Origin of the sequence: Microbacterium sp. WCS2018Hpa-9 (genome assembly GCF_031843745.1) — a bacterium.
Classification (GTDB): domain Bacteria; phylum Actinomycetota; class Actinomycetes; order Actinomycetales; family Microbacteriaceae; genus Microbacterium.
The window spans coordinates 1-22,406 of record NZ_JAVTIY010000008.1 but is presented as its reverse complement, the minus strand read 5'-3'; the positions used below and the strand labels follow the sequence as shown (position 1 = coordinate 22,406).

The window sequence follows — 22,406 nt, the reverse complement described above, 5'->3', positions numbered from 1 at the left end:
GTTCTCTCTGTCAGGCGTTGGGCGCCATGGTGGATTGTGATGCAGCCAGGAGCTGCAGCTTGGCGGCGAAACTCTCCGGGTCAACGGTGTACTCGCCCTTCAGGAGCTCGAAGATCTCTCGGTTGACGGGACCGGACGGCCACGCTTCGAACTCCGCGTCGAAGAGTGGCCGACCGGTGATGGCGAGACTCCACCCCTGGGCGAGGTAGAGCAGCTTCTGCAGCTTCATCGTCGAGACCGGGGTCTCGAAGCGCTGCAGGATGTACGCCGCGCAGTCGTAAATGGATCCTGACGGCGCCGCATCGACGGTATCTGCGACCGCTGACGTTGCGGGCTCCGTCACCGCACCCACGTGTCGGTCTCCTCATCGAAGTAGCCGACCCTCTGGAAATACGGCGCCTGTGCGCGCAGCAGCGCTTCGGCGTGAGCGAGGTCGACCTGTCGGTGGGTGCCGCCGTCGTCAGAGAAGACGTTGGCGCTGGTACGGTCGATCTCCCGAAGGGAGACGTGCACGTTGTCGGAGACCCTTTCGCCTCGGTCGCTGGCTGCCTGGTCGTAGCCCCAGTTCGACGCACTGGCGTCGAGGGTGTGACGCATTCCGAGGGTGTCGGGGCGGTCGCCGAGGAAGTCGAGGAAGATCTGGTGCTCGTCGGGGAACCGCTCGTAACGGACATCCCATCCGTTCTTCACGGATACCTCGAACAGCTCGAGGAGAGATGCGACCAGGGCCGGCTCAGCCGCATCCGACTCGGCGCCGGAGCGCAACCACTCGGGGAGTTCATCCTCAGAGAAGGCGCAGTCGACCTGGTGGGTGATCAGTTCGGAGTGGCCATCGCTGGCGCCGGGCGTCCGCACCCACATGATCCAGCCGATGGGAGCCCTGAACCCAGAGTCGTAGCCCATGCTCTCGTGGCCCAGGAAGACCTTCTCGGATCCGCGACGCAGTGCGCGAAGCGCGATGTCGATGAGGAACTGGGGTACGGAGCGGTCTGGCCCCGTCGATGCGGTGACAGCAGCGGAGGATCGATCGGTGTCGTTGCTCATGGTGTGCCCTTCAGGTGGGGAATGGTGTCTCAACGTTCCCCCGGGCGGCCTCCGGCTGCCTCATTTTCTCCTCATTTATGAGGGAAATCATACCTCGTCGGCGAGGAGTTTCAGGTAGCCTGGACAGGTACCGCACAGATCAGGAGACTGCACGATGGATCAGGAAGAGACGTCGATCTTCGGTGGCTTGCCGAAGCGAGAGAGCGGGTCCACTGACCTGAAAGAGCGGACCGACACCTCTGCCGACGCAACGAGCCGGCGGGTGGGTTCGGGACTTCGAATCCGTACGATCGCCGCTGTCGCGCTTGGTTTGCCGATCCTGGTGATCGCGGGCATCGTCATCATCAACTCACTGTCCGGCGGATCGAACGCTCAGACGCCGGCACCGGAGCTCAGCCTCAGCCCCGAAGAAGTCGCTGCAGCTGAGGCGGCGATCGCGGAAGGCGGCGGGGCGATCCCGGGCCACATCGTCAGTGGAGAACTCTGCACGGCAATCGACGCGTACATGGCGGCCGGCTCGGATGACGATGCCATCCTCGAGACGACCCCCGAGCTGCTCGCGGCCCTGAACGACCTGGCTGCTGTGGACAGCCCGAACCAGAAGATCTTTCAGGACTACGCCGCGATGATGAACGACCCGGCCGGGCTGACGGATCTCGACGCGAAGCAGTCACTGGTGACCGAGTTCAGCGACGCGGTCCAGGTCGACGTCACGACCTGCCTCTGACTCGCTCTTGCCCGGTTCACAGTGACTCTGTAGAGTGCTCCCATCAACACTCTAGGAAAGCCACTCTGACCTGGGGTTTTAGCTGATAACAACGATTATGACAGTTTCAGCGCTTTTTGCCACCTGATCTGGGCTTTAGGTAATCCCCCATCGTGGCGAAGTTTTCGGCTGTCGCAAGCGTTTCGCGATCACGCGCTAGGTTGCTGTCATGAGCTCCCCGGGCGCCAGCTTCAGACGCGCATCCGCATCGGGTACACGTCGCGGCCACATGGTCACCAGGGGCTACATGGCCGCGTGGGCCGACGATCGGAACGTCGTGGACGTCCTCGACGTACATGAGGGGCGCGGGTATCCGTCGTCGATCGAGAACGCCACGGTCGTGAGCTACGTCTATGACCCGTTGGTCATGACCCACGATCTCGAGGGTCAATTCGCGGACCTCGAAACCAGAGGGGTCTCTGCCATCACGAGGCTCCGCACAGGACACGGTCTGACGCGGGACGAGACGCAATCGATGATCGAGTTCCTCGACATGCACCTTCATCGCGGTCGATATGCCGATCGCGTCGGCGCCCGCCAACCAGCGAGGCTTCTGATGGATGACGGCACCGTCCAGGACAAGGAGTTGAACTACGGCGACCTCCTCTCCCTCGCCCACGACCACACCGATACGCTGCGGCTGACCGATCTCGGGCTCGAGACGTGGACGTGGCAGGTCTTCTCGACCAGCGGCCTCTACACGGGCGACGGGGCGGTGTTGTTGTGGCGCCCGGATGCTGACCACGATCTATCCACGATCACGTTCCCACTGTCCCCGACGGAGATCCTCGTGATCGGCGAAGGCATCCCGGTGGACGTCGACGTGAATCGCTCGATCGTCAACAACTGTCGTCGCTGGATCGTTGGTCAGCGAGGAACGCTCCCCATCGAAGCGATGAAGAAGCTCAAGCCGCAGCGCTCCCCCAGAGCGAAATGAGGGTCAGGTTTGGCCGTCGGTCTCCGTGTCTTGGAGTCGATCGAGATCGATGTCACGCAGCAGCCGGTCCAGACCCCGTCGCTCGCGCGCGATGACCTCGAGGATGACGTCGCTCGGTATCGCCGGGGGCGCCTGCCGTTCGGGCGGCCACTCCCCCGCAGGGAGCTGGGCGATCGCCGCGAGCAGGTAGGCGCGCCTGTCGTCGTCGACCTGCCCCAGAGCCGCCGGCGGGATCTCGACGCCCAGTCCCAGGTCAGCAGCGAGGCGCATCACCAGCCCGTCCTCCCCCGGCGTCTGCCGTGCAACGGTCGCCAGCGTGCGGAAGTCGACAGAGTCGTCTACCCAACGCGATCCAGGAACGCCGCGGTGAATCCACGGGTACACCGGATCGGCAAGTCTGTATCGGATCACGAGCTCGACGGCGGCCGCGACCTGGTGGTCACCGCCGCTTTCGGCCCATCGGCGTAGGCTCCCGCCCACGTCCCCAGTTTCATACCCCATGGCCAGACTCTAGCGGGGGTTGCTGGACGGAAACACCAGATGGTGTACTCTCAACCCATCGGGCTCACGCACTAGGCGAGAACCCACGACGCGTCCGCATCTAGGCGGACGGAATGGAATGATGATGAGCGTTATCTTCGTGTCCGTGAACCAGTCCTATGACGAGGACGGCATGACGGCTGATCAGCTCGCCACCGTGGCTCATCGAGCATGGCCGATCACCCTCGCAACCGGGCAGCGAATGGACCATCTGGTCGCTGTCTACGCGGGACAGCCGCTGATGGCGTGGCCTGTACTCGACGCCTACGCAACCGATGAGACCTACCAGACCAACGGTGGTCCTCGACCTCGGATCGGCTTCGCGTTGGGCGGACCCGTCCCCGTGCGACCGGAGTGGAACATCCCACTCGACAACATGCGCCGCGGCGTGATGTTCGACTCGAACCTCTGAGACAGGAGAAGACGATGCAGAACTGGACCTACACGAGCCCGTACGGCGTCACCAGGACGACTTCGCTGACTCTCGCCTGGTATCTCGACGGGGTCTCGATGAGCGACCAGTACGACGCATTCGATCGCACGGCTCATGAACTGTTCGACGAGTGGATGCGCAAGTACGGCCAGGCCGATGCTCTCCTGCCCATCTTCTGGCAGGTCGCCGAGGCTGGTGAGCCGGCACCGTTCCAGAATCACCCGCTTATGCGTGACCACACGTTCCTCGACGAGTGGTCTGACCCAGTCGACGCGGACACAGGCGAGCCGATCAACTGGCTGACCCTTCCGGTTGCCGATGGCGTGTGGCGTGAAACGGAGACGACCAAGGGCGGGTTCCTGCAGGAGGCGACCGGATGGAAGCCGAGCGCGCTTCAGCCTTCCGTCTCTGCTGCCGCCCTCCGCGCCGCAGCAGACTCCCTCAGGCACTGAGAAGAAGAGACCCCCACCGCCGCGAGGCAGTGGGGGTCTCTTCTTCGTTGCGGATGCTGACCTCAGAATGGCAGCCACGCGTCCGTCATCATCATCGATCCTGCAGGACCGAGAGTGATCCGCTTCTGTGCAGCGTCGCGCTGCAGTAGCTCAGCACCTCGATCTCCGAAGGGGAAGAACTGACGACCCCACACGACGAGTGTCGGGATGCCTGCCTCCTTGGCCTTCGTCGCACAGTCCCAGGTGCCGCGAGAGGTGTTCTTCGGGTCCTCCCCCGGCGCCAGCTGGATGCCGTGCGTGGGGAAGGCCAGACACAGATCAGCGCCCGCCGCGATCATGGCGGAGTTCCGACGATGACCGGCGAGCTTGCAGGTGGCGTTCCGGCGATCCCACTCAGGGCACTTCTCGGTGTGGACGTTCCACTGAGCGGGGACTGCTTCGATGTCGAATCCGAGTTCCGCAGCCGCGGCCGCCACGAGGGTATCTGCACCTCGAGCCGCTCCGTGCCGAAGTCGAGCCGGCCCGTTGCCGATCAGGGCGAGTCCAGCGTTCAGTGCATCCGTGGATGCCTGAGCATCGGACCAGTCACGGCTTCCTGTCATCAGGATCGTGACGGCGCTCATCGATCGAACACCCAGACGCTCAGGAGGTCGTCGCCATACGGCGCGACACAGATCGCTTCATACTCGGTCGTGACGACGGGCGTGAAGCCGGCGTACCAGAGACGTGTCTCTCCGAGGAAGACCGAGCGCTTCTTCCGCTCGGCATCCACGCGTCGACCCATGCCGCTGATCTCGCGCAGCTCCACGCTGATGGTGGTGTCGGAACGGTGAATGGCGAGGAGCGCCCTCATCGTGTCGATCGGCTCATCGTGATGAGACCGCATCCACTTCTTCAGAGAGATGTCCGTGGCGGGCTGCGCGAGCGTGTGCTCGATGATCGATGCCCAATGCAGCGACACGTCGTCGCCGGCTTCTCGGAGGTTCACCTGGATCGCTGAGACGGCCTGTCGCAGCGCATCGGGGTCGGCCAGGAGGTTGTAGCTCTTCAGCTGCTCTGCGTCGCTCACGCGGCCTCCTGTTCCTTCAGTCGTTCCCATACGGGCATGCCTCCGTCGTCGCGGAGCTTCGAGAACACGAGCCGCCCTGGGGTGTCGATGTGGCTCCCGAAGTGGGACCACCCTTCCGGCGCCTCGAAGATCCCGCCGCTGCCGACCGCCAGCCAGCGAGGTGAGACGTTCAGGACGTCGGCGAATCGCTGGAACTCTTCGGGCGAGGCCGCGTTGCGGGTGGACAGAAGCAGCTCGCCCCATCGCTGGGCGGTGAAGCCTGCCGCCTCGCGCTTCTTCCACAGCTGTTCGATGCTGAAGTGCTCGTAGAACCGCTGCTCAGCGGCTCCTGCGCGAGCGCGGTACGCGACGTCGGCAGCATGCTGGACGACATCGGTGATCCGCAGTGTTTCGGGATCGTCCGCGAACGTGAGGGTGTCGGGCACGGTGGTCTCCTTCGTGGTGCTGTCGGTCATCGGGTGCTCACATGCTCCAGGCGGGCAGCGAGCTTGGTTCGGTACAGGTCCATGACCTTCTCGTGGTCCATTCCCCACACGATCACCGCGTGGTCCGTGGAGTTGTCCTCCGCGTCGACGATGCGGACGTCCGGTGCGAACGTCCAGACCGTCTCTCGACGCTCGGAGTGGTCGCCGAGTACTCCATCTCGACCGATCTGCTGAGTGATCGACAGACGCGTGCGCCTGATCGAGTCGAGGTCGGCAGCGATCGGGACGGTCTCGACGGCGTAGGCGCCGGGAGCTCCGAAGGCGTTCAGCGTCTTCGCGATGCTGTCAGCGACGCTCTCGTCGAACGAAGCCACCACGTTCTGGCATCCCTCGTGATCGAAGTTCTCCTGGACGACGAAGAGTTTCGCCGGAGTCTTATCGGTGGTCATGATGCACGCTCCTGGATGGTGACGGTGACGCTCATGCGAGCTGCTCTGCGATGCGGGCACGCTGCTGGTGTCTCACCAGGCGTCGATGCATGGGCTTGTACTCGCCCTGCCCGCAGCTCGGGCAGCCACCGTGGGCGCCGCAGTTCTTCGGGTGCTTCCCGGAACGGGGGCGACCACGCTGGTCGCGATCGGAATGGGCCATGGTCGTACTCCTTCGGTTCGAGGTCAGGCTGCGGGGCAAAGGTCCACGTACCCGCGATCCATAGCCCAGACGAGGGCGGATGTGACGAGCCACGGGTCAGACGCGTACAGCCCGGAGTTGGGGATCGAGTTCATTTCGACGATCACCGGAGAATCGGTGGCCGCGTTCATGGCGACATCGATGACGACGGTGCCTCCGTACTGCTTCGCGACGGTCCGGCCGAAGTCGAGCAGACGAGAGACGACGTCGGGGCGGTCTTCCACCTCCCCGGGTCCGTACTGTCCCAGGTGACCTCGGACACGACGGACACGAGTGTCGAAAGGCTGTCCTTCCACTCGATCGAGAGGCGTGAACTCCTCGACGCAGCCGGCGCCGGAGACGACCTGTCCGTCGACGATGAAGAGGCGGTACTCGAACTCCATGGGAATGACGTCCTGCGCCATGACGGCATCCTGCACACCCTCGAGGCGGATGAACGTCCAGTCCATCGTCTCCAGAAGCCGCTCGCGAATGACGTTCGGGTCGCGGTCGAGCTCGATCGCCCAGATACCGTTCTTGTGCCCCATCGCCTTGACGATCCCGGTCTTGACGCCGTGGTGACGGTGACGGCTGGCGAGCCAGTGGATCACGTCATCCTCGATCGAGGCGACGTTGAGACCACCGACCTTGATTCCGCGACCGCCGTGCTCCACCACGAGTGGGTGTCCGGCGAGGGGGTCACTGGCGTGGTGTCCACCCTGCTCCTGAATGGTGACGCTGCCGAGGCGCCGAGCCATCTCAGCCGCAGTCCACGGCGCGCTGTCGGTGCCAGGCTCCTTCAGCTCGAGGTCGCCGCCAGTCGCGCGATAGGCGGCCGAGATGCGACTCGCGTCCTCATAGTGGTCCTCCACGTCAGAAGACGGGTCAGCATCGCCGAGCAAGCCGGGGAATGCGGATTCGACGTCGGCGTGGATCTCCCGAGCTCGAGCCTTCTTCAGCTCTGACCAGTCTTCCGGGATGCCGGGGTTCGGTCGCAGGCGTCCGGAGAAGAGCTGGATGTTGCGCGCGGTCACTGCGTTCATGAGTCTGCTCCTGCGTGAAGTCGTCGTGTCTCCCGCGCGGATCGCGCGAGCCTCACCCTCTCCCCCGACACGGCTGTGCCGTGCAGAGTACGAAGACCCTGTTCTCCCCACTGGTGGAGCGGGAGTTCAGCCGCACACACATGGCACAACCGTGGTTCCACTGGTACGATTATCCTCATATCTGAGGGAATATCGAATTTTTGACGGGAACCGACTACATGGCTGTTGCAGCAACGACGAAGGCTCCGGAACGCATCCGCAAGTGGATGCGCCTTCACGCCGACACCGTGAAGAACGTCGAGTACTGGCGCAACAAGCGCGAGATGACCGAGCAGGAGTACCTCGAGCTCGCCGTCGAAGAGAAGATCGCCAGGGAGAACGGCGACTTCGATGTCCCCGACCTTCTCGTGCAGCGACAGAATCAGATCCTCGACGCGCTGCTTGCCTTCGCGACGAGCAACGCCAATCTGGAGCGCGTTGTCGTCAGTGGCTTCGACTCGCTACTTGGTCTGACCCGCGGCGACAGCTACCTCACCGACGCCGAGGACGGTGAGCTGAGCTTCGCGGACACCGCATCCCAGGTAGCCGGCGGCTAGGCCCACCTCTCCCCCACCATTCACACCACCCGAACCTCTATGAACGGATGATCGACCAATGAGCTTCATGGACCTGGCTATGGAGAGGCATCACGTTCCCTCCGTCGAGGACGTGGCGATCACTCTGCCCCCGCGCCGAGAGCCCTCGGCGGCCGAGAGTGCCGCGCAGCAGCGTGACGGAGGCCAGCATGGCGGCGCTGCGGAAGGCTCGCCCGCCGGCAGCGACACTCACTCCGACTCCCCCGCCGGCGCAAACAGCGAACCTCAGCCTCAGCGTGACGAGCCCGACGAGGGCGAGCACACCGATTCCACTTCCGAGCAGGTCGCACGCAGGCAGGAACAGAAAGCCTCGCTGCCAGAGGAGGAGCCGGAGGCGGCTGCAGCAGACGATGACGCAATCGATGCCGATGAAGAATTCGTGGAAGAGCCCGAACCTGTCCGGTCCACTCCGCTGCAGCTCCACGAGGTGACGGGCTCGTCGCCGCTGGAGTTCAAGAAGCTACCTGGAGGCGCCTTCTACGGGAAGGACGCCAAGCTCACGACCGTGAAGCGCATCCCCGCCGCTACCGTCGATCGCCTTCGCATGCTTCTCGCTGACGTTACCGGCGGCGACTTCGCGGCTCAGATCTCCGCTCCGGCCCTCATGACGGCGTTCATCGCCGCGAAGGCCGGCATGGACTTCGAGTTGGATGAGAACACGCAGGCAGCGATGGAGGCGTTCCGGTCGACGGACCAGAGAGTCTCAGCAGTCGAGGAGAAGGTCGATCAGGTGCTCCAGCACATCGACCAGCTCGCTCACGCGACCCACCAGTCCCTCAAACGGGCAGCGGAGACGGGCAAGACCGTCGACGTCCTCGACTTCTCGATGTCGTACCTCATCGCTGACCGCGTGGCTCATCTGACGACGCCGGACATCGACGAGACGAACGTCAACGTGACCCAGAAGAAGGTGCTCTCAACGCGGAGCCGTATCCGCGAGCAGAGCGCCTCGCAGCGCAAGATCGAGCAGGAACGCAACGAACGGAGCAGGGCATGACCACTCAGCAGATCGACAAGCAGATCACCGGGGCGGCACCCGGAGCGCCTGGTGCCCCACTGGCGGATGTCCTCCGCGCAACAGAGGCTGCGGAGCTCGTCAGTGCCAACATCCTCATCGAGGCTAGGCACCTCGCGGAGGATCGCTCACGCGGCGTGCGAACGGTCGAGCAGGAGCAGCGGCTGGAAGATGCGCGCCGCGATCTCGATGCGGCCGAGGCCTTCGAGAGTGCGCTCGAGAACGGTGACGTGTAGCCCGCTCCCCCACCACAGCGAAAACCCCCCGGATACCAACCGGGGGGTTTTCATTTCCGTTCGAAAACGAGCGGATCCTTCTCGCAAAGCCAGTCACGAAAGGGTGTGCCCAGTCTACCGGAAACCCTTGACAGCGTGACCGCCTGTTTCCCCTCGCCCGGTCGCACCAAGGCTGAAGCGCCACCAGATGACCCCAGCGCCACCAGATGACCCCACAGCGCCCAACACTGCAGAATCCGAGACCGCGCCACCAGATGACCCCACCCGCCCGATAGCGGCCATCAGTCGTAAACGACCGGCGCTCAGCCCCGCGATTCCGCGGGTGCTTGACCCTGACCAGGCGTGAGTATCCGCGTGATTCCGAGGTTCGTCCTGGCAAGCGCCACCAGATGACCCCAGGGCGTCATCGAGCCTCATTGCCGCCCGCGCCACCAGATGACCCCACGGATTATCGGTGACCGATGAGACACCCGCCACCAGATGACCCCGCGATTTCCCGTGGAACCCGGGGGAAGCGCCACCAGATGATCCCACTTTCGCGGTGTCTCGACGCGAGGGGTGCCACCAGATGACCCCACGGAATTCCGCGGAAATTGAGGCTCTGAGCTACGCGGCAGCGTCTGGCTTCGGGGCGATCGCCTTCGCCGGCCGCCCAGACTGCACATGCTTGAGTGCGGGACGCATGATGATTCCGTCATCGACGAAGTCGACGTCGAGCTGCGGGTAGACCGCAGCCACCTCCTTCAACGCCTTGGTGAATGGTGCCTTGAAGGCACGAGCGCGACCGTACTGGGAGCCGAACTGCGAGTAGAGATCGTCCCAAGTGAGCTTCGTAGGCGCCTCGAGACTGTGCATCTTGTATGCCGCCCAGAGGTAGACATCGATTCGGAGCGGGCTGCCGCCGAGGGTGCGCAGCGCCTTCAGGTCGACCGGGACAGGCTCTTTCATGATCGAGTCGTAGAAGCCAGGCGACAGGCGGACTACAGAGCCCCAGAGGCCATCGTCACCTTCAGATTCGTCGTTCGCCCACCAGAGCGTGTAGCCGTCTGCCACGGTGTGGAACTCGGCGGCCGTCCCCTCCCCCGAACCCGTCTTGTCTCTCATGTGGACCGAGAGATGGGCACTGAAGAGCGCAGCGAGCTGCTCCTTGACGACACGGTTCGTTCGCCCGCTGTACTCGACGCCGAGCTTCGAAAGGAACGAGCGCATGCTGTTGCCGAGATCGATGACGGGGCTCCTGGAGAGGAACGCCTCCGTCGAGACATACGTGAGCGCGAGACGCGGGTAGACGCCGTACGGGTATCGCTCCACCTTCTCGGGCTGACCGGGCAACTGGAAGAGACCAGGCCGCATCGTGAGAGTGATGTTCCCATCGGTGCGCTCGATGAAGGGCTTGTCCCCTGGGTTCCGCTGCGGAAGAGATACCTGAGCGAACAGGCGAGTCGAGTAACCGACGCTTCCACCGGTCATCCCAGGCAGGATCAGGCTCGTCTTCGGGGCGTCAGCGGGCTTCGCGACCTCCGCAGGGTGGCCAGCATCGTTCGAGGCGGCGCTGGAGCGCGCGCGTGGCCGTCCATTCGATGGCGTTGAGCCGTTTGATGATGTAGCCATCTCGTCAGTCCCCGTCTCCCCTGCTGTAGTTCATTCTCTCGCGTGCTCGAGCCACCAAGTCGCTCCAAAGGCGGCGTGTCCGGGCTCAGACACGATTGATTACAACGGTTCATATGTACACATCGTGTGCATACATTGCTTACATCGTGATTCGGGCGCCCAACTTCGCCTGTTTCACTGCTGTGTACTATGTTTACGATGTATGCGTACGTTGCAATCGATGCTTTCGAAGCACTCGAAGCGTTGAACACGTACATTGCTTACGAAGCAATGATTGCTTCATACTCAGCGTGGCCGCGACGTTGAAGCTGGTTCGGCTGTGACACTGGGGGATACCTGCACATCGCACCGAAGGATTTCCAATGGCTGTTGACCGATCTGTCCTCAATCGAGTGATCGCCGTCATGAACGGGAAGGGCGGGGTGTTGAAGACCACGCTCACCTGCAACGTCGCCGGGATGCTGGCGGCCAGCGGGTACAGAGTCCTGGTCGTGGACATGGACCCGCAGGGCAACTGTGCTGATGACCTGGGCTACGACACGAACCCTGAACAGGACGCAGGCCTGAGCCTCGCTCAGTCGTTGATGTTCGATGCGGATCCGAAGCTACTTCGTGGTGTGCGAGAGAACCTCGACGTTCTCCAGGGGGGACGGCAGCTGCACATGGCGGCATCAGGTCTCGCGTCACACGTCCAGCAGCCGAAGGGGCGTGACTGGCGGCTGTCGTTGGCACGAGTGCTAGAGAAGGTCGCGAACGACTACGACATGATCCTGATCGATTGCCCGCCGGGGGAGCACGTCTTGCAGACGAACGCAGTCGCAGCAGCCCGGTACGTCCTCGTGCCGTACAAGCCGGACAAGTCGAGTCAGAAGGGCCTCTACGACATCACGGATCGGTTCGAGTCTGTCATGGACATCAACCCCGATATCGACCTGCTGGGATGCGTCATCGTCGATATCGAGAAGCAGGCGACCAAGGTTCGTCGCGACGCACGCGAAGACGTTATGAAGGCCTTCGGCGGCGACGGAAGTGCGATCTTCGAGAACATCATTCGTCATTCGACGCCATCGGCGGTGAGAGCGCGTCAAGAGGGGAAGCTCGCGTTCGAGCTCGAGGCGCAGGCAAAGACCGGACCATCTTGGTGGCAGATCAGACGCGGCGAGGCCGATGCCACGGCGGCTATGCCTGCATCGGTTGACAAGCTGGCTGCGGATCTTCACGCAGTTGGCAAAGAGATGATCGAACGTCTCGCAGAGAAGGAAGCGGAACTGGTGGGCGCATGACCGAACCACGTGCGAACCTAGCCTTCCTCCAGAAGAAGAATCGACCCGCGATGTCTCCTGCGCCGGAGGACGCTGAATCCGCCGAGTCAGGGGATAGGACACTCACTCTTGGGCGGCGGCCAAGCATGCCCCCTTCTGTGATCCCCGAGCCCGAAGACGTCAGTCCGCAGGTGGAGTCTGCAGCAATGCCGGCCGCGCCGGTTACCACGGCGGCCGCGCAGCCGTCTCGACCTTCGTTCGACGCGCCACCTCGTACTCAGCCGACCACGCAGACGCTCGAGGAGGCTCAACAGGCCGCCGACGAGGTGATTATCCCGGTCACGGTGAGAATCCGGACAGGGACCCGTAATCGCGCACGTGAGGCATACCGCGTGACGAACTATCAGGAGGGCGACGAGTCCTTCGGGCATTTCGTCGACATTGCAATCCTGCGTGAAATTGCTCGACGGGAGCAGCTCCACAACGGCGGGCATCCGTACCAGGGGAGCGCGTCGCCGCTTCGTCCTGGTCGATCAATCTGATCGAACCCGATGTGGGACTACGCGGCGAGCTCTTCGTCGCGTAGCAGCTGCAGTGCGCCGGCCTTCACGTAGCGCATCGCCATCTGATGGTCAGCTCGATCGTCGGCGTTTCGAGGGTAGGCCGGCCACGCATCGGTATCACCTCGCTCATCGCTGAGTCGGAACCTGACCTGACCGGTGTCTGGTCTACGACGCTGCTTCGGTGACCGACCAGCACGGAAGGTCGTTTCGGCGAGCCACCATGCCCACAGGGTGCGTTCGTCAGCGTAGTTCTGCTCGCGCTGAGCGAGGATGCCGCTCACTCCGAGCTTCATAGCCACTCGGTGTCGGAAGTCCTTGAGACGGCGGCGCCATCCCTCTGCAGTACTCACCACGAGCGAGTGTCTCTTGAGTCGCGTGAGTGCAGCGAGGAGACGGCCGCGGGGGAGACCCGAGCGTTCTGCGATGCTGTCTGGATGCGCGGCCGCCGTCTGAAGCGCCTCATATGCGCGCCGTGCGGTGGGTCCGAGACCTGCTCGGGTGAAGACGTCGCTCCTGCCTGCATTGAGGAGATCCTCAAGTGAACGCAGAACAGCGGCTCTGACGTCGAAGAGCTGCTCTGGGGGGCGGGCGTTCGAAGTGTGATGTGGCCCGACATGTAGGTGTGCTGTGGAGAACTTCTCTGCGACCCTCCAGACCGCAGCTTCAGCACCCTCTGCGTAGCGAACTCTCGAGATCCATTCGCCCGCGCTGAGGCGACGCAGAGAGCGATCGACGGTGGTCGAAGGGATGCCGGTGACAATGGCGATCGTGCGGATCGATGCGGTGACGTTGCGCTGCCCCGACCGCACAGCCATCCACACCAGGGCCGCCAGGACGCTGCTGTCGTGGAGATCGGACTCCGCACGGGCCCAGCGGCCAGGAGAGACCCGGAAGGCATTCAGCATCGCCTCAGCGCTGTCGACGATTCCAGTCAGTTCGGTGAGGTCACGTGGTGCGCGCTTCTCGGTGTACTTCACTCGAGTCCCGGCCCACCGCAGTGCCGCTGCCCACTGGCGCTCGAGTCGAGCGCGAGCCTCCTTGGGGCGGCGAGGTACGCGGCGGCCGCCCTCTGCTGAGTTCTCGGTGCGGTAGTGCTCCATGCCTGGGGCTGTCTTGGCGGCTTCCTCGACGTCGGCGAAGCTCCAGCCCGCAAGGGCGGCCGCGAGAAGGCATCTGTATCCGTTGTTGGAGGGGTCATACCCGCCTCCAACAGCCTGCATGAGCTTGACCGCGTGCGGGGGAAGAGGTCGGTGAGTCTGGTGACGGCTATCGGTGGGCCCGGCCACGACGTCCTTCTCGGAGTCGATAGCCGGTCGTAGCTCACGGAAGGAGTCGATGACGCGCCGCATGTCGCTCTCGACGACGCTGGGTGTGAAAAGGACGTCCACGGGGTAGGTGTCTTCGCCCTCCATGACGGTGGAGAAGCTGCCGTCGCGGTGGGGTGATCCCGGGGGCCGCACCGCTCCGGTCACATTGTTGACGAGCATCGCCTTGTCGAGTGAGGAGAGCACGGCGCCGGCGGCGTCAGCGAGCTCCCGCATGATCTCCACCGGAATGCCGGCGAGGGGGAGCCAGACGTGGAAGCCACCGTTGCGGCTGGAACGGCATACGACGTGGGGGAGGCCCGCGCGCTGCAGGAGCCTGACGAGGACTCCGAGGTCCTCGGTCGCATCCTGGTAGGCCTCGGGCGTCTTTGCGTCGAGGTCGAAGCAGGCGTACCAGAACAGCCGGTCGATGTCGTCGGTGAGGTTGATGGTCCACGGCGTCGACGGGGCCACAGGGCCGATGGCGCTGTGAAAGTCCGGATAGCGGTGGGAAGTGAGTGTGCCGTCGGCGTCAGCACGCATCTTGTTGACGTAACGTCGCTTCACCATGGCGCGCGTGATCGACCATGCTGCCTCGATCGCATCGGTCTTCGACGGCGTGTCGAACTCGAGCAATGAGGTGAAAAGGGCGCGCTGATGGGTTACGATGGCGATACCTCCCGGTTCACCTGGTGGTACGACTAAGGATCCGGCGCCAACCGGTTCCCGAATCAACTTCACGATCTGACTTGTTTGCCGACGTGGCAGAACGTGAACACTTAGATTTGATGGCCCCCAGCTCTTCGGAGTATGGGGGCCTCAGTCTTTTAGGCGGCTGTCTGGACGGCCTCCTTCACGATTTCGAGCTGCTCAGGGATCTGAGGGCCGTTGGCGGGCATCTCAAGTGCCCTCGCGGCCAGGTAGACCATGTACTCGCCGAATCCCAGGCCCTCCTGGCGGGCGCGGCCCTTGATGACGTCGCCGAACTCGCTCAGCGGCAGCGCCTTGATCCGGCAGAATCCGTCGTCCCAGATCTTCGGCGAGGTGAACTCGAAAGGCTTGTCGCCGTCCAGGCGCATGGTGGGCTCGGGTGTGTACCAGATCATCCCCAGCTGCTCAGCGGCGAGCTTGACCATGTATTCCCCAGGCGTGAGATGGGCGACTCGTGCGAAGAGAACGATGTCGGAAGTCATCTCGGGATCGACCTTGCAGACGATGGCGGTTCGCTCGCCCTTGCTGGGGCGTCCGCGTCCGGCCTTGGTCGTGTGGGGTGCGCTGTCGTCGGCACCAGGGTTCTGGGAGTGCGCGATCGCGGTGGTCATGACTCTGAAACTAGGGTCGTTAACGGCCTGGAGCCGGTTGCGACACACTGCCGGTGCGTATTTTCCGGAAATGGGAAAAGGCGCTCCTGCGGCAGCAGCGGTTTCATCGGGCACTCGCGTGACGCTACCAGCAGTTCGTCGTATTCGCACGTTTACGAGTGAATGCGTGTTGCGCGTGTTGCCCCTGTGGTGGGCGTGAAGTGGCCAGCGCGTGACCGTTTCACGGTCAGAAACCGAGAAATCTGTTGCGTATGCGCCTCGAGATGAGGGCGTGGGCGCCAGGTGGGCATGACGCGGTCACCCAGCGGTCAGGGAGCGGACACTGCGCGCCTGCACCCGTTAGACCCTCTCATGCGCGTGGGACATGCACCAGATCGAGCGGCCGCGGGCATCTCCCCAGAGGGCGAAGAGGCAACGAGGGGCCGGACCGCACTCTGTACCTGGCCGCACCTGGAGCCCGAGCAGGTACGGCCGGGATTCAGAGAAAGGCCAGTTGAGACGGACAGAACAACGATGCGTCAGTGGATCAGGCGCGATCCCAGGCTTATACCCTCTCATCTGGACTATTTCCGCGTGTACCTGGTGGACCTGCGCTCAGCGCGAAACCTTATATGGGGGAGTGGTACGCGACTGGCCGCTGGTGCACAGAGGGGAGGCGAGGGTGAAGAGGGTCGTGTCTATCTCTTTCTATTGATCAATCAGGTACAGCAGGTACAGACCCCTCCGATGTGGCTCGAAGCCCCGGAAAACCAACGAAGGTCGGTGTACCTGGAGCTGTCACTGCAGGTAGCGAATCGGCAGGAACAAGGCAGTTACAACCGCCTGTGCACTCTTTTCTGCTCATACATGAGGGAAAACGTCGTTTCCGCGTGCTACGGTTGGTGAGCTTCACGAGGTGATACCACTCGACTTAGGTCGTGCGCCTCGGGTAGCGAGCAAAGCCACCGAAGGGACCCGCCATGGGATCAGTACGCGACGATTCAGACCAGTCAGTAACAGCAGCCGGCACCAGCTCCCTGCTGTCGGGGTTCCAGCCGACGTCGGCCGAGACGCTCATCGAGCGCACGGTGACCAAGTACCTCATGTCCATTCGCGACGATCGCTCCGTCAGCCTGGGTGATATCCGCGACGAGCTTCTTCAGCGCATCAACGCCGGGCTTGGGCTCGAGAACAAGCAGCGCAAGAACGCGTTCTCCAGCTCGCCTCCCCTAACCAAGATCCAGGCCCTGGACGAGATGACCGTTGTGCGCGTTCTCCTCGCCCGGTATCGCATCGTGGCGATCAGCCTGTCGGGATCTCGATCTCCAGATGACTGCGTGCTCGGCCTCTACCAGGAGGTCGGCCCTGACGAGGGTTTGTACGCGCTCTCCGACTCCCCGATCGCCCAACTGGCCAGCCAGGTGCGCCCCTCGTTCACCGCCAGCGCGATCGAGTCGCTGCTCAAGAGACTCCGCATGCACGCCGAGGTCGTGACGAAGACGACGGATGCGCACCTGATCCCCGTCGCCAACGGTGTCTTCGATCACGCGAAGCAGGAACTGCTCCCGTTCTCAGCCGATTGGGTCTTTCTCAAGAAGAGCCCGATCGCTTTCGACCCTTCGGCGCCGAACCCGGTCATCGACACCCCCCATGGTGATCAGTGGGATGTGGAGAGCTGGATCGAGGAGCTCTCGGACGATGAAGGTGTGCCGGAGCTGCTCTGGGAGATCATCAGCGCCGTACTCCGCCCGGGCGTGCGTTGGAACAAGGCCGCGTTCTTCCACTCGACTCGAGGGAACAACGGCAAGGGGACCCTCTGTGAGCTCATGCGCAACCTCGTGGGCCCGGGCGGACACGCTTCCATCCCGATCGCGAACTTCGGCAAGCCCTTCGCCCTCGCCGAGCTCGTCCACGCGCGAGCGATCATCACGGACGAGAACAGCGTCGGAGCGTTCGCGAAGGACCTCGGCGACTTCAAAAGTATCGTCACCGGCGATAACTTCGTGCTGGACCGAAAGTACAAAGATCCGGTGAGCGTGAGCTTCTCAGGGATGGTCATTCAGTGCGTGAACGACTTCCCGAAGAGCCGTGACAAGAGCGCGTCATACTCACGGAGGCAGGCGTTCATCCCGTTCCGGAAATCCTTCACCGGGGTGGAGCGGCAGTACATCAAGCAGGACTACCTCAAGCGCACCGACGTGCTCCAGTACGTGCTTCGACGCGCCCTGTCGATGACACACACCGAGTTCTCGAACCCGCCGGCGTGCCAGGAGCTGCTCGCGCAGTTCCAGCGCGAGAACTCTCCGGTGCGCGATTTCTGGCTGGAGTTCGAGGACGAGTTCGTCTGGCAGCTGCTCCCCACGGCGTTCCTGTACGAGCTCTTTGTGACTTGGCATCGGAAGACTCACCCATCTGGCGTTCCCAGCAACCGAAATGACTTTGCCTCCCAGCTCGTGGAGATCCTCGCCCAGAGCGATCGCTGGATCTACACCGACCCGCAGAAGAAGCATCGGCCAGGCCAGAAGCTGTCGACGCCCGAACCGCTCATCGCGGAGTGGAATCTCACGGACTGGACCAACCAGAGCTACTCCGGCCGAGACGTCGACCGGCTCTGCGTGCCCTTCCCCCTGAAGACCAACTACCTCGGCGTCGTTCGCGCCTGATCGACACCGAACCCAGAAGGAGGGCCTGTGGCCACTGAGAAGCTGTTCCCCGAGCGTCAGCGTTGCAAGAAGTGCGGGAAGGGTCTGGGCGCCAACGGGGCGCCGGTCTACCTGGGCCTCTTCGACACCCCTCGATGTGCGGGCATAGCCGAGCCGCAGAAGGACCCGTCGCAGGCGCCACGCGAGTGCAAGACCGAACGCAACGGGCGGTGGGAGTTCAAGCGTCGCTACCGCAGCGTGGGGGAGATCCCCGAGCGCATCCGGGATGACGCATCCGTCGACCACTACTGGTGCTCCAACCACTGCGGCTCCCTGCATATCGGTCACAGCCGGATCAAGCTGGACTCCGAGCAGTTCCGGATGCTGCAGTCTCCAGAGGACCTCGCAACGCTCCTGATCAAGCTCCGCGGCCACGCGACTCTCAAGCAGGTGGCCGAGGTGGCCGGCGTGCGACCGATCAGGATCCGTGAGCTCGAGGAAGGGACAGCGCACCCCGATGCTCTCGCCACTCTGTTCAAGGTGATGTTCGCGTATCGAACGCGCATGGGGATTGCGCTCCGACGGAGCTGAATTTGACACTCGTTTTCCTTGATATACGCGCGGAAACGATCGTTTCGGCTGATAGATTGAGGGGGCGCCGGGTGCCCGCCGGTCGCCCCCTCAACTGCGAGACGGAGACCCCCATGTCCGAGACCCCCGAACCAGAGGTCCCCGAGAACGACGACGAGCAGAAGCGAAAGCGAAGGCTGCTGCTGTTCGCCTTCATCGGTGCCCCGGTCGTTCTCGCGAGCTCCATCGGCTTCGTGGCTGTCACGCAGGGTGCGACTGACACCGCGCCCGCAACGTCTGTCGAGGCGGAGATCAACTCCGAGCGCGAGCCTCAGATTCGTCCCGGCGCTCTCGAGGATCCCGCGGAACTGGGCACTGCCGACCCGTCGAACAAGAGCCTCATCGACCTCATCACGAGCGAGCAGCCCCCGTCGGAGGATGTGGCGTTGCCCGTGGCGCCGACATGGCCCAGTGCGATCGTGGACGAGAAACCGACCGCCACGCCCGATGGCGGGGGAACTGACCCGGTAGCGCCCACCGTCCCTGGCGACCCGAGCGCTCCGAGCACCAACCCCGACCCGACGGACCCCACTCCGGACCCGAAGCCCACGCCCCACCCGACTCCGGATCCCACTCCCCAACCGACTCCCGACCCGCTGCCGTCCCCGGACCCGACTCCGGATCCCACGCCCACTCCGAAGCCGGAGCCATCCACTGATCCCACGCCGGCGCCCACACCTGACCCGACGCCCGGTACCGGTGGCCCGACTCCGGAGCCCAGCCCGGATCCCACCCCGGGGGAGCCTGAGCCGACCCCCGAGCCCACACCGGGTGTCCCCGAAGTCACGCCGACGCCCACGCCGGAGGATGGCGAGAAGCCGACGACCGGTGGCGAGAACAGCGAGAAGTCGCAGCTCCTGGCCGTGGCAGTCCGCCTCGAGGCGTACAAGGCGCTCATGCATGTGACGGGCGAGTTCGACATGGAAGGCGCCACTTGGCGGCTGACCCAGGGAGAGTTCCCCACGGGCATCGACATCGATCCCGTCACGGGCACGATCGCGGGGACGCCGACTTCGGCCACGGGCAGCTATCTCTTCCAGCTCGAGGTTGACAACGGCAAGAGCGTCCTGCGCGGCTGGTTCACACTCATGGTGTTCAAGGAGATCGCTCCGGAGACGCCGGGCGAGCCTGGCGACCCGGATGAGCCGGGTACGAACCCTGGAACCGGAGGGGAGGACGGGGGCACCGTCATCCCCAACCCGAACCCGGGCGACGACGGCGATGAGGGTGGGACTCCTGGTGAAGGTACGGATCCCGTCGAGCCGGGAGACCCCGAGACGCCTACAGAGCCGGTGGACCCCACGAACCCGACTGACCCTGGCGAAGGGACTGACCCCGTTGATCCTGTGGAGCCTGGTGAGGGCACGGACCCCACAGATCCCGGTACTGGCGAGCCAGGGGAGGGGACCGAACCCGTCGAGCCCGTGGACCCGACCGACCCGACCGACCCGCAGCCGGGCGACGGCACCGAGGTCGAGCCTGAGGATCCCACGATCAATCCTGGTGAGGGCGGCATCAAGATCGACAAGCTCGAGTTCACCGTTCCGACCTCCCTGGACTTCCAGGTGGGCACTGAGATCGACGTCGACCTCGCAGCAACGTCGTCGACGGGGCTCGCGATTTCGTACACCGCGAACGGACTCCCCAGCTGGCTGACATTCGTCGACGGACACCTGCGCGGGACCGTGCCGACCATCTCGGGCAGCTTCACCATCCAGCTGACAGCGAGCAACGAGAAGAACACGTCGACCAAGAGCTCCGCGATCTACGTGAACCCGAACCTGCTGGAGATGTCCACCGAGACTCTGGAACTCGACGCCGACGAGACCCAGTCGATCGAACTGCTGGCATCCAATGGTGCCAGCAACGCGAACATGATCTACACGCTGGTCAACGCGGATGGGGGCACCGTCACGCTCGACGGCGCGACGCTCACCGCGAGGTACCCCGTCGCAGGGTCGTACCGGATCCAGTTCATGGTCGAGGACGCCAACGCGCCGAAGATCAGTCGGAACACGTTCACGGTGAACGTAGAGGTCTCACCTCGTCCGATCGAGTTCTCCGCAGGGCCGTTCGCACTCACGCAGTACGTCCGGTTCGACGACAGCTTCAACGCGACGGGCGGTTGGGGCGGCTACCAGTACCGAATCGTCGACGGAGCGCTCCCCGCCGGCGTGAAGCTGGACAGCACCGGCTCCCTGAGCGGAGCGGCGCCCTCGACAGGGTCCTATAAGGTCACGATCGAGGTGAAGGACAAGGAGGGTCTGACCGCGCGTGATGAGGTCACGTTCACCGTCAAGGCGAACCCGGCCATCACACCTGCAGGATCGTTCGACACGACCAGTGGGCCAGTCGGCGGGTCAATCTCGCCCGACGGCACGCACCTCTTCGTCGTGAGTGTCGGCAGGCTCTCTGTCGTCGACGCCGCCACGAACACAGTGGTCAGGCAGACGGCGCTCAGCGTGACTCCGCGTGGGGGACAGCTCAGCCCTGATGGCACGCGATACCTGGTCCAGTCCGACGCGGTGGTACAGATCTTCGACACGGAGAGTCTGGCCAAGGTGTCCGAGATCAAGGTCAGTTCAATCAAGGACGCGGTGTGGTCGCCAGACGGGACGAAGATCCATCTCGTCCGCACGAAGACGGCCGCCTCCGTCGAGATGATCACGTACGACGTCTCGACTGGCACCAGCCTTGGAGCAGTGACCTTCGGCAAGACGGCGAACTACTGGAAGCTGACTGTCCTCGCTGATGGGCGCGTGCTCGCATCGAGCGTAGGAACGAACCAGAGCTTCGAGGTTGACCCTGAATCCGGTCTTGCGAAGGTCTTTCACGAAGGGACGACTGTGACGTCGCTGGCTATCGGACCTGACAACACGGTTTGGACGGTGAACGGTTCGACTGTCCGTCGCATCGACATTGCAACCGGCGAGGTGATTGAGTCTCACACCCTCAGCAAGGTGCAGGCGTACTCAATGACGGTCTCGCCCGACGGCCGCTGGCTGTACGTATCGGGGAACACGGAACTCATCGTGTTCGACACGCAGGAAGGCGAGGAACTCGTCCGGATCCCGATGGCCTCGGGAAGCTCGTCGCGAGTAGTCATCTCGGCTGACGGTCGGACTGTCTTCGTGACCTCTGGCTCCGGCTCGACGAGCGTCTTCAAGTTCACCTCCGCGGAGAACTGATCGAGGCGGTATAGGACACGGCCCCGGATCTCCATCCGGGGCCGTGTCCGTTTTCACTCATATACGCGCGAAAACGGCACTTTCGACTGATAAAGTCATGATGTGTCATACCCGATGGCGCGCCCCATCGATAGGGAGATGATGCATGTCCGAGACTGTCGACGACGATCAGAAGAAGCGCAAACGCCGACTCCTCGCTCTGGCCTTCATCGGCGTGCCAGTCCTGGTTGCAAGCTCTGTGGGGATCGTGGCGGCTACGCAGGGAGCCGACGACGTTGCGCCTATCACGGCATCCGACCAGGTGGACCAGGGAGACGAGGCGCATATTCGTCCCGGCGGCCTCGAGGAGACGACTCTTGACTCATCAAAGGCGCCCGCACCGCACTCGCTGCTGGACGCCGTTACGGACGACGAGGCGTTTGTGGTGGAGCCCATGTGGCCAGGTGCGACGCTGCGCCCGTCTCCCTCTTCGCCGCTGACCCAGTCGCCGGCTGAGGATGAGGCTGCCGTCACCCCCACGACCCCGGTGACCCCCACACCGGATCCTGCACCTTCGGTCGAGCCAACACCTGGCCCAGAACCTGTTCCGACGCCTGCTCCCACACCGACGCCTGCTCCCACACCGACGCCTGCTCCCACAC

At 63.8% G+C, this 22,406-nt stretch carries 24 protein-coding genes; 12 read left to right on the top strand and 12 right to left on the bottom strand.

The window, feature by feature from the left end; translation table 11 throughout:
- Positions 1-10: 10 nt before the first annotated feature.
- Both RQG82_RS16055 and RQG82_RS16050 read right to left on the bottom strand, forming a co-directional pair.
- Positions 11-352, bottom strand: a complete 342-nt coding sequence (locus RQG82_RS16055; protein ID WP_311245432.1) for a type II toxin-antitoxin system antitoxin SocA domain-containing protein — start codon at positions 350-352, stop codon at positions 11-13.
- A complete protein-coding gene (locus tag RQG82_RS16050; RefSeq protein ID WP_311245433.1) occupies positions 340-1,044 on the bottom strand; it encodes a hypothetical protein in 705 nt (234 codons plus the stop codon). The genes RQG82_RS16055 and RQG82_RS16050 overlap by 13 nt, the downstream gene beginning before the upstream one ends.
- Positions 1,045-1,198: 154 nt before the next feature.
- Here RQG82_RS16050 and RQG82_RS16045 point away from each other — a divergent pair, with 154 nt between their 5' ends.
- Together RQG82_RS16045 and RQG82_RS16040 are read left to right on the top strand one after the other, a co-directional pair.
- Positions 1,199-1,771, top strand: a complete 573-nt coding sequence (locus RQG82_RS16045; RefSeq protein WP_311245434.1) for a hypothetical protein — start codon at positions 1,199-1,201, stop codon at positions 1,769-1,771.
- A 208-nt stretch (positions 1,772-1,979) separates the two neighbouring features.
- Complete coding sequence (locus RQG82_RS16040; RefSeq protein ID WP_311245435.1) at positions 1,980-2,747, top strand: DUF4238 domain-containing protein; 768 nt, start codon at positions 1,980-1,982, stop codon at positions 2,745-2,747.
- 3 nt (positions 2,748-2,750) lie between these two features.
- On the opposite strand, the gene RQG82_RS16035 is transcribed toward RQG82_RS16040, so the two are convergent.
- Complete coding sequence (locus tag RQG82_RS16035; protein WP_311245436.1) at positions 2,751-3,248, bottom strand: hypothetical protein; 498 nt, start codon at positions 3,246-3,248, stop codon at positions 2,751-2,753.
- 145 nt (positions 3,249-3,393) lie between these two features.
- On the opposite strand from RQG82_RS16035, the gene RQG82_RS16030 reads away from it, so the two are divergent.
- On the top strand, positions 3,394-3,699 hold the full coding sequence (locus RQG82_RS16030) for a hypothetical protein (protein WP_311259980.1): 306 nt from the start codon (positions 3,394-3,396) through the stop codon (positions 3,697-3,699).
- Between the two features lie 14 nt (positions 3,700-3,713).
- Complete coding sequence (locus RQG82_RS16025; RefSeq protein ID WP_311245438.1) at positions 3,714-4,172, top strand: hypothetical protein; 459 nt, start codon at positions 3,714-3,716, stop codon at positions 4,170-4,172.
- A 62-nt stretch (positions 4,173-4,234) separates the two neighbouring features.
- Here the strand turns inward: RQG82_RS16025 and RQG82_RS16020 are convergent, their stop codons facing one another.
- From RQG82_RS16020 to RQG82_RS15995, 6 genes are read right to left on the bottom strand one after another with little or no spacing between them, the layout of a single operon-like run.
- Positions 4,235-4,795, bottom strand: coding sequence for an SLOG family protein (locus tag RQG82_RS16020; RefSeq protein ID WP_311245439.1), 561 nt, complete (start codon positions 4,793-4,795; stop codon positions 4,235-4,237).
- On the bottom strand, positions 4,792-5,241 hold the full coding sequence (locus RQG82_RS16015; RefSeq protein WP_311245440.1) for a hypothetical protein: 450 nt from the start codon (positions 5,239-5,241) through the stop codon (positions 4,792-4,794). Before RQG82_RS16015 ends, RQG82_RS16020 begins: the two co-directional genes overlap by 4 nt.
- Positions 5,238-5,696, bottom strand: a complete 459-nt coding sequence (locus tag RQG82_RS16010; protein WP_311245441.1) for a hypothetical protein — start codon at positions 5,694-5,696, stop codon at positions 5,238-5,240. The genes RQG82_RS16015 and RQG82_RS16010 overlap by 4 nt, the downstream gene beginning before the upstream one ends.
- Positions 5,693-6,115, bottom strand: coding sequence for a hypothetical protein (locus RQG82_RS16005; RefSeq protein WP_311245442.1), 423 nt, complete (start codon positions 6,113-6,115; stop codon positions 5,693-5,695). The genes RQG82_RS16010 and RQG82_RS16005 overlap by 4 nt, the downstream gene beginning before the upstream one ends.
- A 31-nt stretch (positions 6,116-6,146) precedes the next feature.
- The gene (locus RQG82_RS16000; RefSeq protein WP_311245443.1) at positions 6,147-6,317 is read right to left on the bottom strand and encodes a hypothetical protein; all 171 of its coding nucleotides are present in this window, start codon (positions 6,315-6,317) and stop codon (positions 6,147-6,149) included.
- Positions 6,318-6,340: 23 nt separating this feature from the next.
- The gene (locus tag RQG82_RS15995) at positions 6,341-7,378 is read right to left on the bottom strand and encodes an ATP-grasp domain-containing protein (protein WP_311245444.1); all 1,038 of its coding nucleotides are present in this window, start codon (positions 7,376-7,378) and stop codon (positions 6,341-6,343) included.
- A gap of 218 nt (positions 7,379-7,596) precedes the next feature.
- Here RQG82_RS15995 and RQG82_RS15990 point away from each other — a divergent pair, with 218 nt between their 5' ends.
- Genes RQG82_RS15990 through RQG82_RS15980 form a run of 3 tightly spaced genes read left to right on the top strand, consistent with a single transcriptional unit; the run spans position 7,597 to position 9,264 of the window.
- Entirely contained in the window at positions 7,597-7,974 is a 378-nt protein-coding gene (locus tag RQG82_RS15990; RefSeq protein ID WP_311245445.1) for a hypothetical protein, read from the top strand.
- Between the two features lie 58 nt (positions 7,975-8,032).
- Positions 8,033-9,010 carry a hypothetical protein gene (locus tag RQG82_RS15985; RefSeq protein ID WP_311245446.1) on the top strand — a complete coding sequence of 326 codons (978 nt, stop codon included), beginning with the start codon at positions 8,033-8,035 and terminating at the stop codon, positions 9,008-9,010.
- Positions 9,007-9,264, top strand: a complete 258-nt coding sequence (locus tag RQG82_RS15980) for a hypothetical protein (RefSeq protein WP_311245447.1) — start codon at positions 9,007-9,009, stop codon at positions 9,262-9,264. The genes RQG82_RS15985 and RQG82_RS15980 overlap by 4 nt, the downstream gene beginning before the upstream one ends.
- Before the next feature lie 606 nt (positions 9,265-9,870).
- Here the strand turns inward: RQG82_RS15980 and RQG82_RS15975 are convergent.
- The gene (locus RQG82_RS15975; protein WP_311245448.1) at positions 9,871-10,734 is read right to left on the bottom strand and encodes a replication protein RepA; all 864 of its coding nucleotides are present in this window, start codon (positions 10,732-10,734) and stop codon (positions 9,871-9,873) included.
- A 503-nt stretch (positions 10,735-11,237) separates the two neighbouring features.
- Between RQG82_RS15975 and RQG82_RS15970 the strand changes: the two genes are divergently transcribed.
- Both RQG82_RS15970 and RQG82_RS15965 read left to right on the top strand, forming a co-directional pair.
- A complete protein-coding gene (locus RQG82_RS15970; RefSeq protein WP_311245449.1) occupies positions 11,238-12,158 on the top strand; it encodes a ParA family protein in 921 nt (306 codons plus the stop codon).
- Between the two features lie 185 nt (positions 12,159-12,343).
- Positions 12,344-12,679, top strand: a complete 336-nt coding sequence (locus RQG82_RS15965) for a hypothetical protein (protein WP_311245450.1) — start codon at positions 12,344-12,346, stop codon at positions 12,677-12,679.
- A gap of 17 nt (positions 12,680-12,696) precedes the next feature.
- Here RQG82_RS15965 and RQG82_RS15960 read toward each other — a convergent pair whose 3' ends face one another.
- Positions 12,697-14,640 (bottom strand): hypothetical protein, encoded by a 1,944-nt coding sequence (locus tag RQG82_RS15960; protein ID WP_311259979.1) that lies wholly within the window; start codon positions 14,638-14,640, stop codon positions 12,697-12,699.
- A 191-nt stretch (positions 14,641-14,831) separates the two neighbouring features.
- Positions 14,832-15,326 carry a hypothetical protein gene (locus tag RQG82_RS15955; RefSeq protein ID WP_311245452.1) on the bottom strand — a complete coding sequence of 165 codons (495 nt, stop codon included), beginning with the start codon at positions 15,324-15,326 and terminating at the stop codon, positions 14,832-14,834.
- A gap of 959 nt (positions 15,327-16,285) precedes the next feature.
- On the opposite strand from RQG82_RS15955, the gene RQG82_RS15950 reads away from it, so the two are divergent.
- From RQG82_RS15950 to RQG82_RS15940, 3 genes are all read left to right on the top strand, one after another.
- Positions 16,286-17,968, top strand: coding sequence for a phage/plasmid primase, P4 family (locus RQG82_RS15950; RefSeq protein WP_311245453.1), 1,683 nt, complete (start codon positions 16,286-16,288; stop codon positions 17,966-17,968).
- A 27-nt stretch (positions 17,969-17,995) separates the two neighbouring features.
- Complete coding sequence (locus RQG82_RS15945; protein ID WP_311245454.1) at positions 17,996-18,538, top strand: hypothetical protein; 543 nt, start codon at positions 17,996-17,998, stop codon at positions 18,536-18,538.
- A 113-nt stretch (positions 18,539-18,651) separates the two neighbouring features.
- A complete protein-coding gene (locus tag RQG82_RS15940) occupies positions 18,652-21,765 on the top strand; it encodes a putative Ig domain-containing protein (protein WP_311245455.1) in 3,114 nt (1,037 codons plus the stop codon).
- Positions 21,766-22,406: the final 641 nt, after the last annotated feature.

What these genes read in the sequence shown, in the direction of transcription:
- RQG82_RS16050 (WP_311245433.1), bottom strand. Translation starts at nt 1,044, where the DNA reads ATGAGCAACGACACCGATCGATCCTCCGCTGCTGTCACCGCATCGACG.
- RQG82_RS16045 (WP_311245434.1), top strand. Translation starts at nt 1,199, where the DNA reads ATGGATCAGGAAGAGACGTCGATCTTCGGTGGCTTGCCGAAGCGAGAG.
- RQG82_RS16040 (WP_311245435.1), top strand. Translation starts at nt 1,980, where the DNA reads ATGAGCTCCCCGGGCGCCAGCTTCAGACGCGCATCCGCATCGGGTACA.
- RQG82_RS16035 (WP_311245436.1), bottom strand. Translation starts at nt 3,248, where the DNA reads ATGGGGTATGAAACTGGGGACGTGGGCGGGAGCCTACGCCGATGGGCC.
- RQG82_RS16025 (WP_311245438.1), top strand. Translation starts at nt 3,714, where the DNA reads ATGCAGAACTGGACCTACACGAGCCCGTACGGCGTCACCAGGACGACT.
- RQG82_RS16020 (WP_311245439.1), bottom strand. Translation starts at nt 4,795, where the DNA reads ATGAGCGCCGTCACGATCCTGATGACAGGAAGCCGTGACTGGTCCGAT.
- RQG82_RS16010 (WP_311245441.1), bottom strand. Translation starts at nt 5,696, where the DNA reads ATGACCGACAGCACCACGAAGGAGACCACCGTGCCCGACACCCTCACG.
- RQG82_RS16005 (WP_311245442.1), bottom strand. Translation starts at nt 6,115, where the DNA reads ATGACCACCGATAAGACTCCGGCGAAACTCTTCGTCGTCCAGGAGAAC.
- RQG82_RS16000 (WP_311245443.1), bottom strand. Translation starts at nt 6,317, where the DNA reads ATGGCCCATTCCGATCGCGACCAGCGTGGTCGCCCCCGTTCCGGGAAG.
- RQG82_RS15995 (WP_311245444.1), bottom strand. Translation starts at nt 7,378, where the DNA reads ATGAACGCAGTGACCGCGCGCAACATCCAGCTCTTCTCCGGACGCCTG.
- RQG82_RS15990 (WP_311245445.1), top strand. Translation starts at nt 7,597, where the DNA reads ATGGCTGTTGCAGCAACGACGAAGGCTCCGGAACGCATCCGCAAGTGG.
- RQG82_RS15985 (WP_311245446.1), top strand. Translation starts at nt 8,033, where the DNA reads ATGAGCTTCATGGACCTGGCTATGGAGAGGCATCACGTTCCCTCCGTC.
- RQG82_RS15980 (WP_311245447.1), top strand. Translation starts at nt 9,007, where the DNA reads ATGACCACTCAGCAGATCGACAAGCAGATCACCGGGGCGGCACCCGGA.
- RQG82_RS15975 (WP_311245448.1), bottom strand. Translation starts at nt 10,734, where the DNA reads ATGACCGGTGGAAGCGTCGGTTACTCGACTCGCCTGTTCGCTCAGGTA.
- RQG82_RS15970 (WP_311245449.1), top strand. Translation starts at nt 11,238, where the DNA reads ATGGCTGTTGACCGATCTGTCCTCAATCGAGTGATCGCCGTCATGAAC.
- RQG82_RS15965 (WP_311245450.1), top strand. Translation starts at nt 12,344, where the DNA reads ATGCCGGCCGCGCCGGTTACCACGGCGGCCGCGCAGCCGTCTCGACCT.
- RQG82_RS15955 (WP_311245452.1), bottom strand. Translation starts at nt 15,326, where the DNA reads ATGACCACCGCGATCGCGCACTCCCAGAACCCTGGTGCCGACGACAGC.
- RQG82_RS15950 (WP_311245453.1), top strand. Translation starts at nt 16,286, where the DNA reads ATGGGATCAGTACGCGACGATTCAGACCAGTCAGTAACAGCAGCCGGC.
- RQG82_RS15940 (WP_311245455.1), top strand. Translation starts at nt 18,652, where the DNA reads ATGTCCGAGACCCCCGAACCAGAGGTCCCCGAGAACGACGACGAGCAG.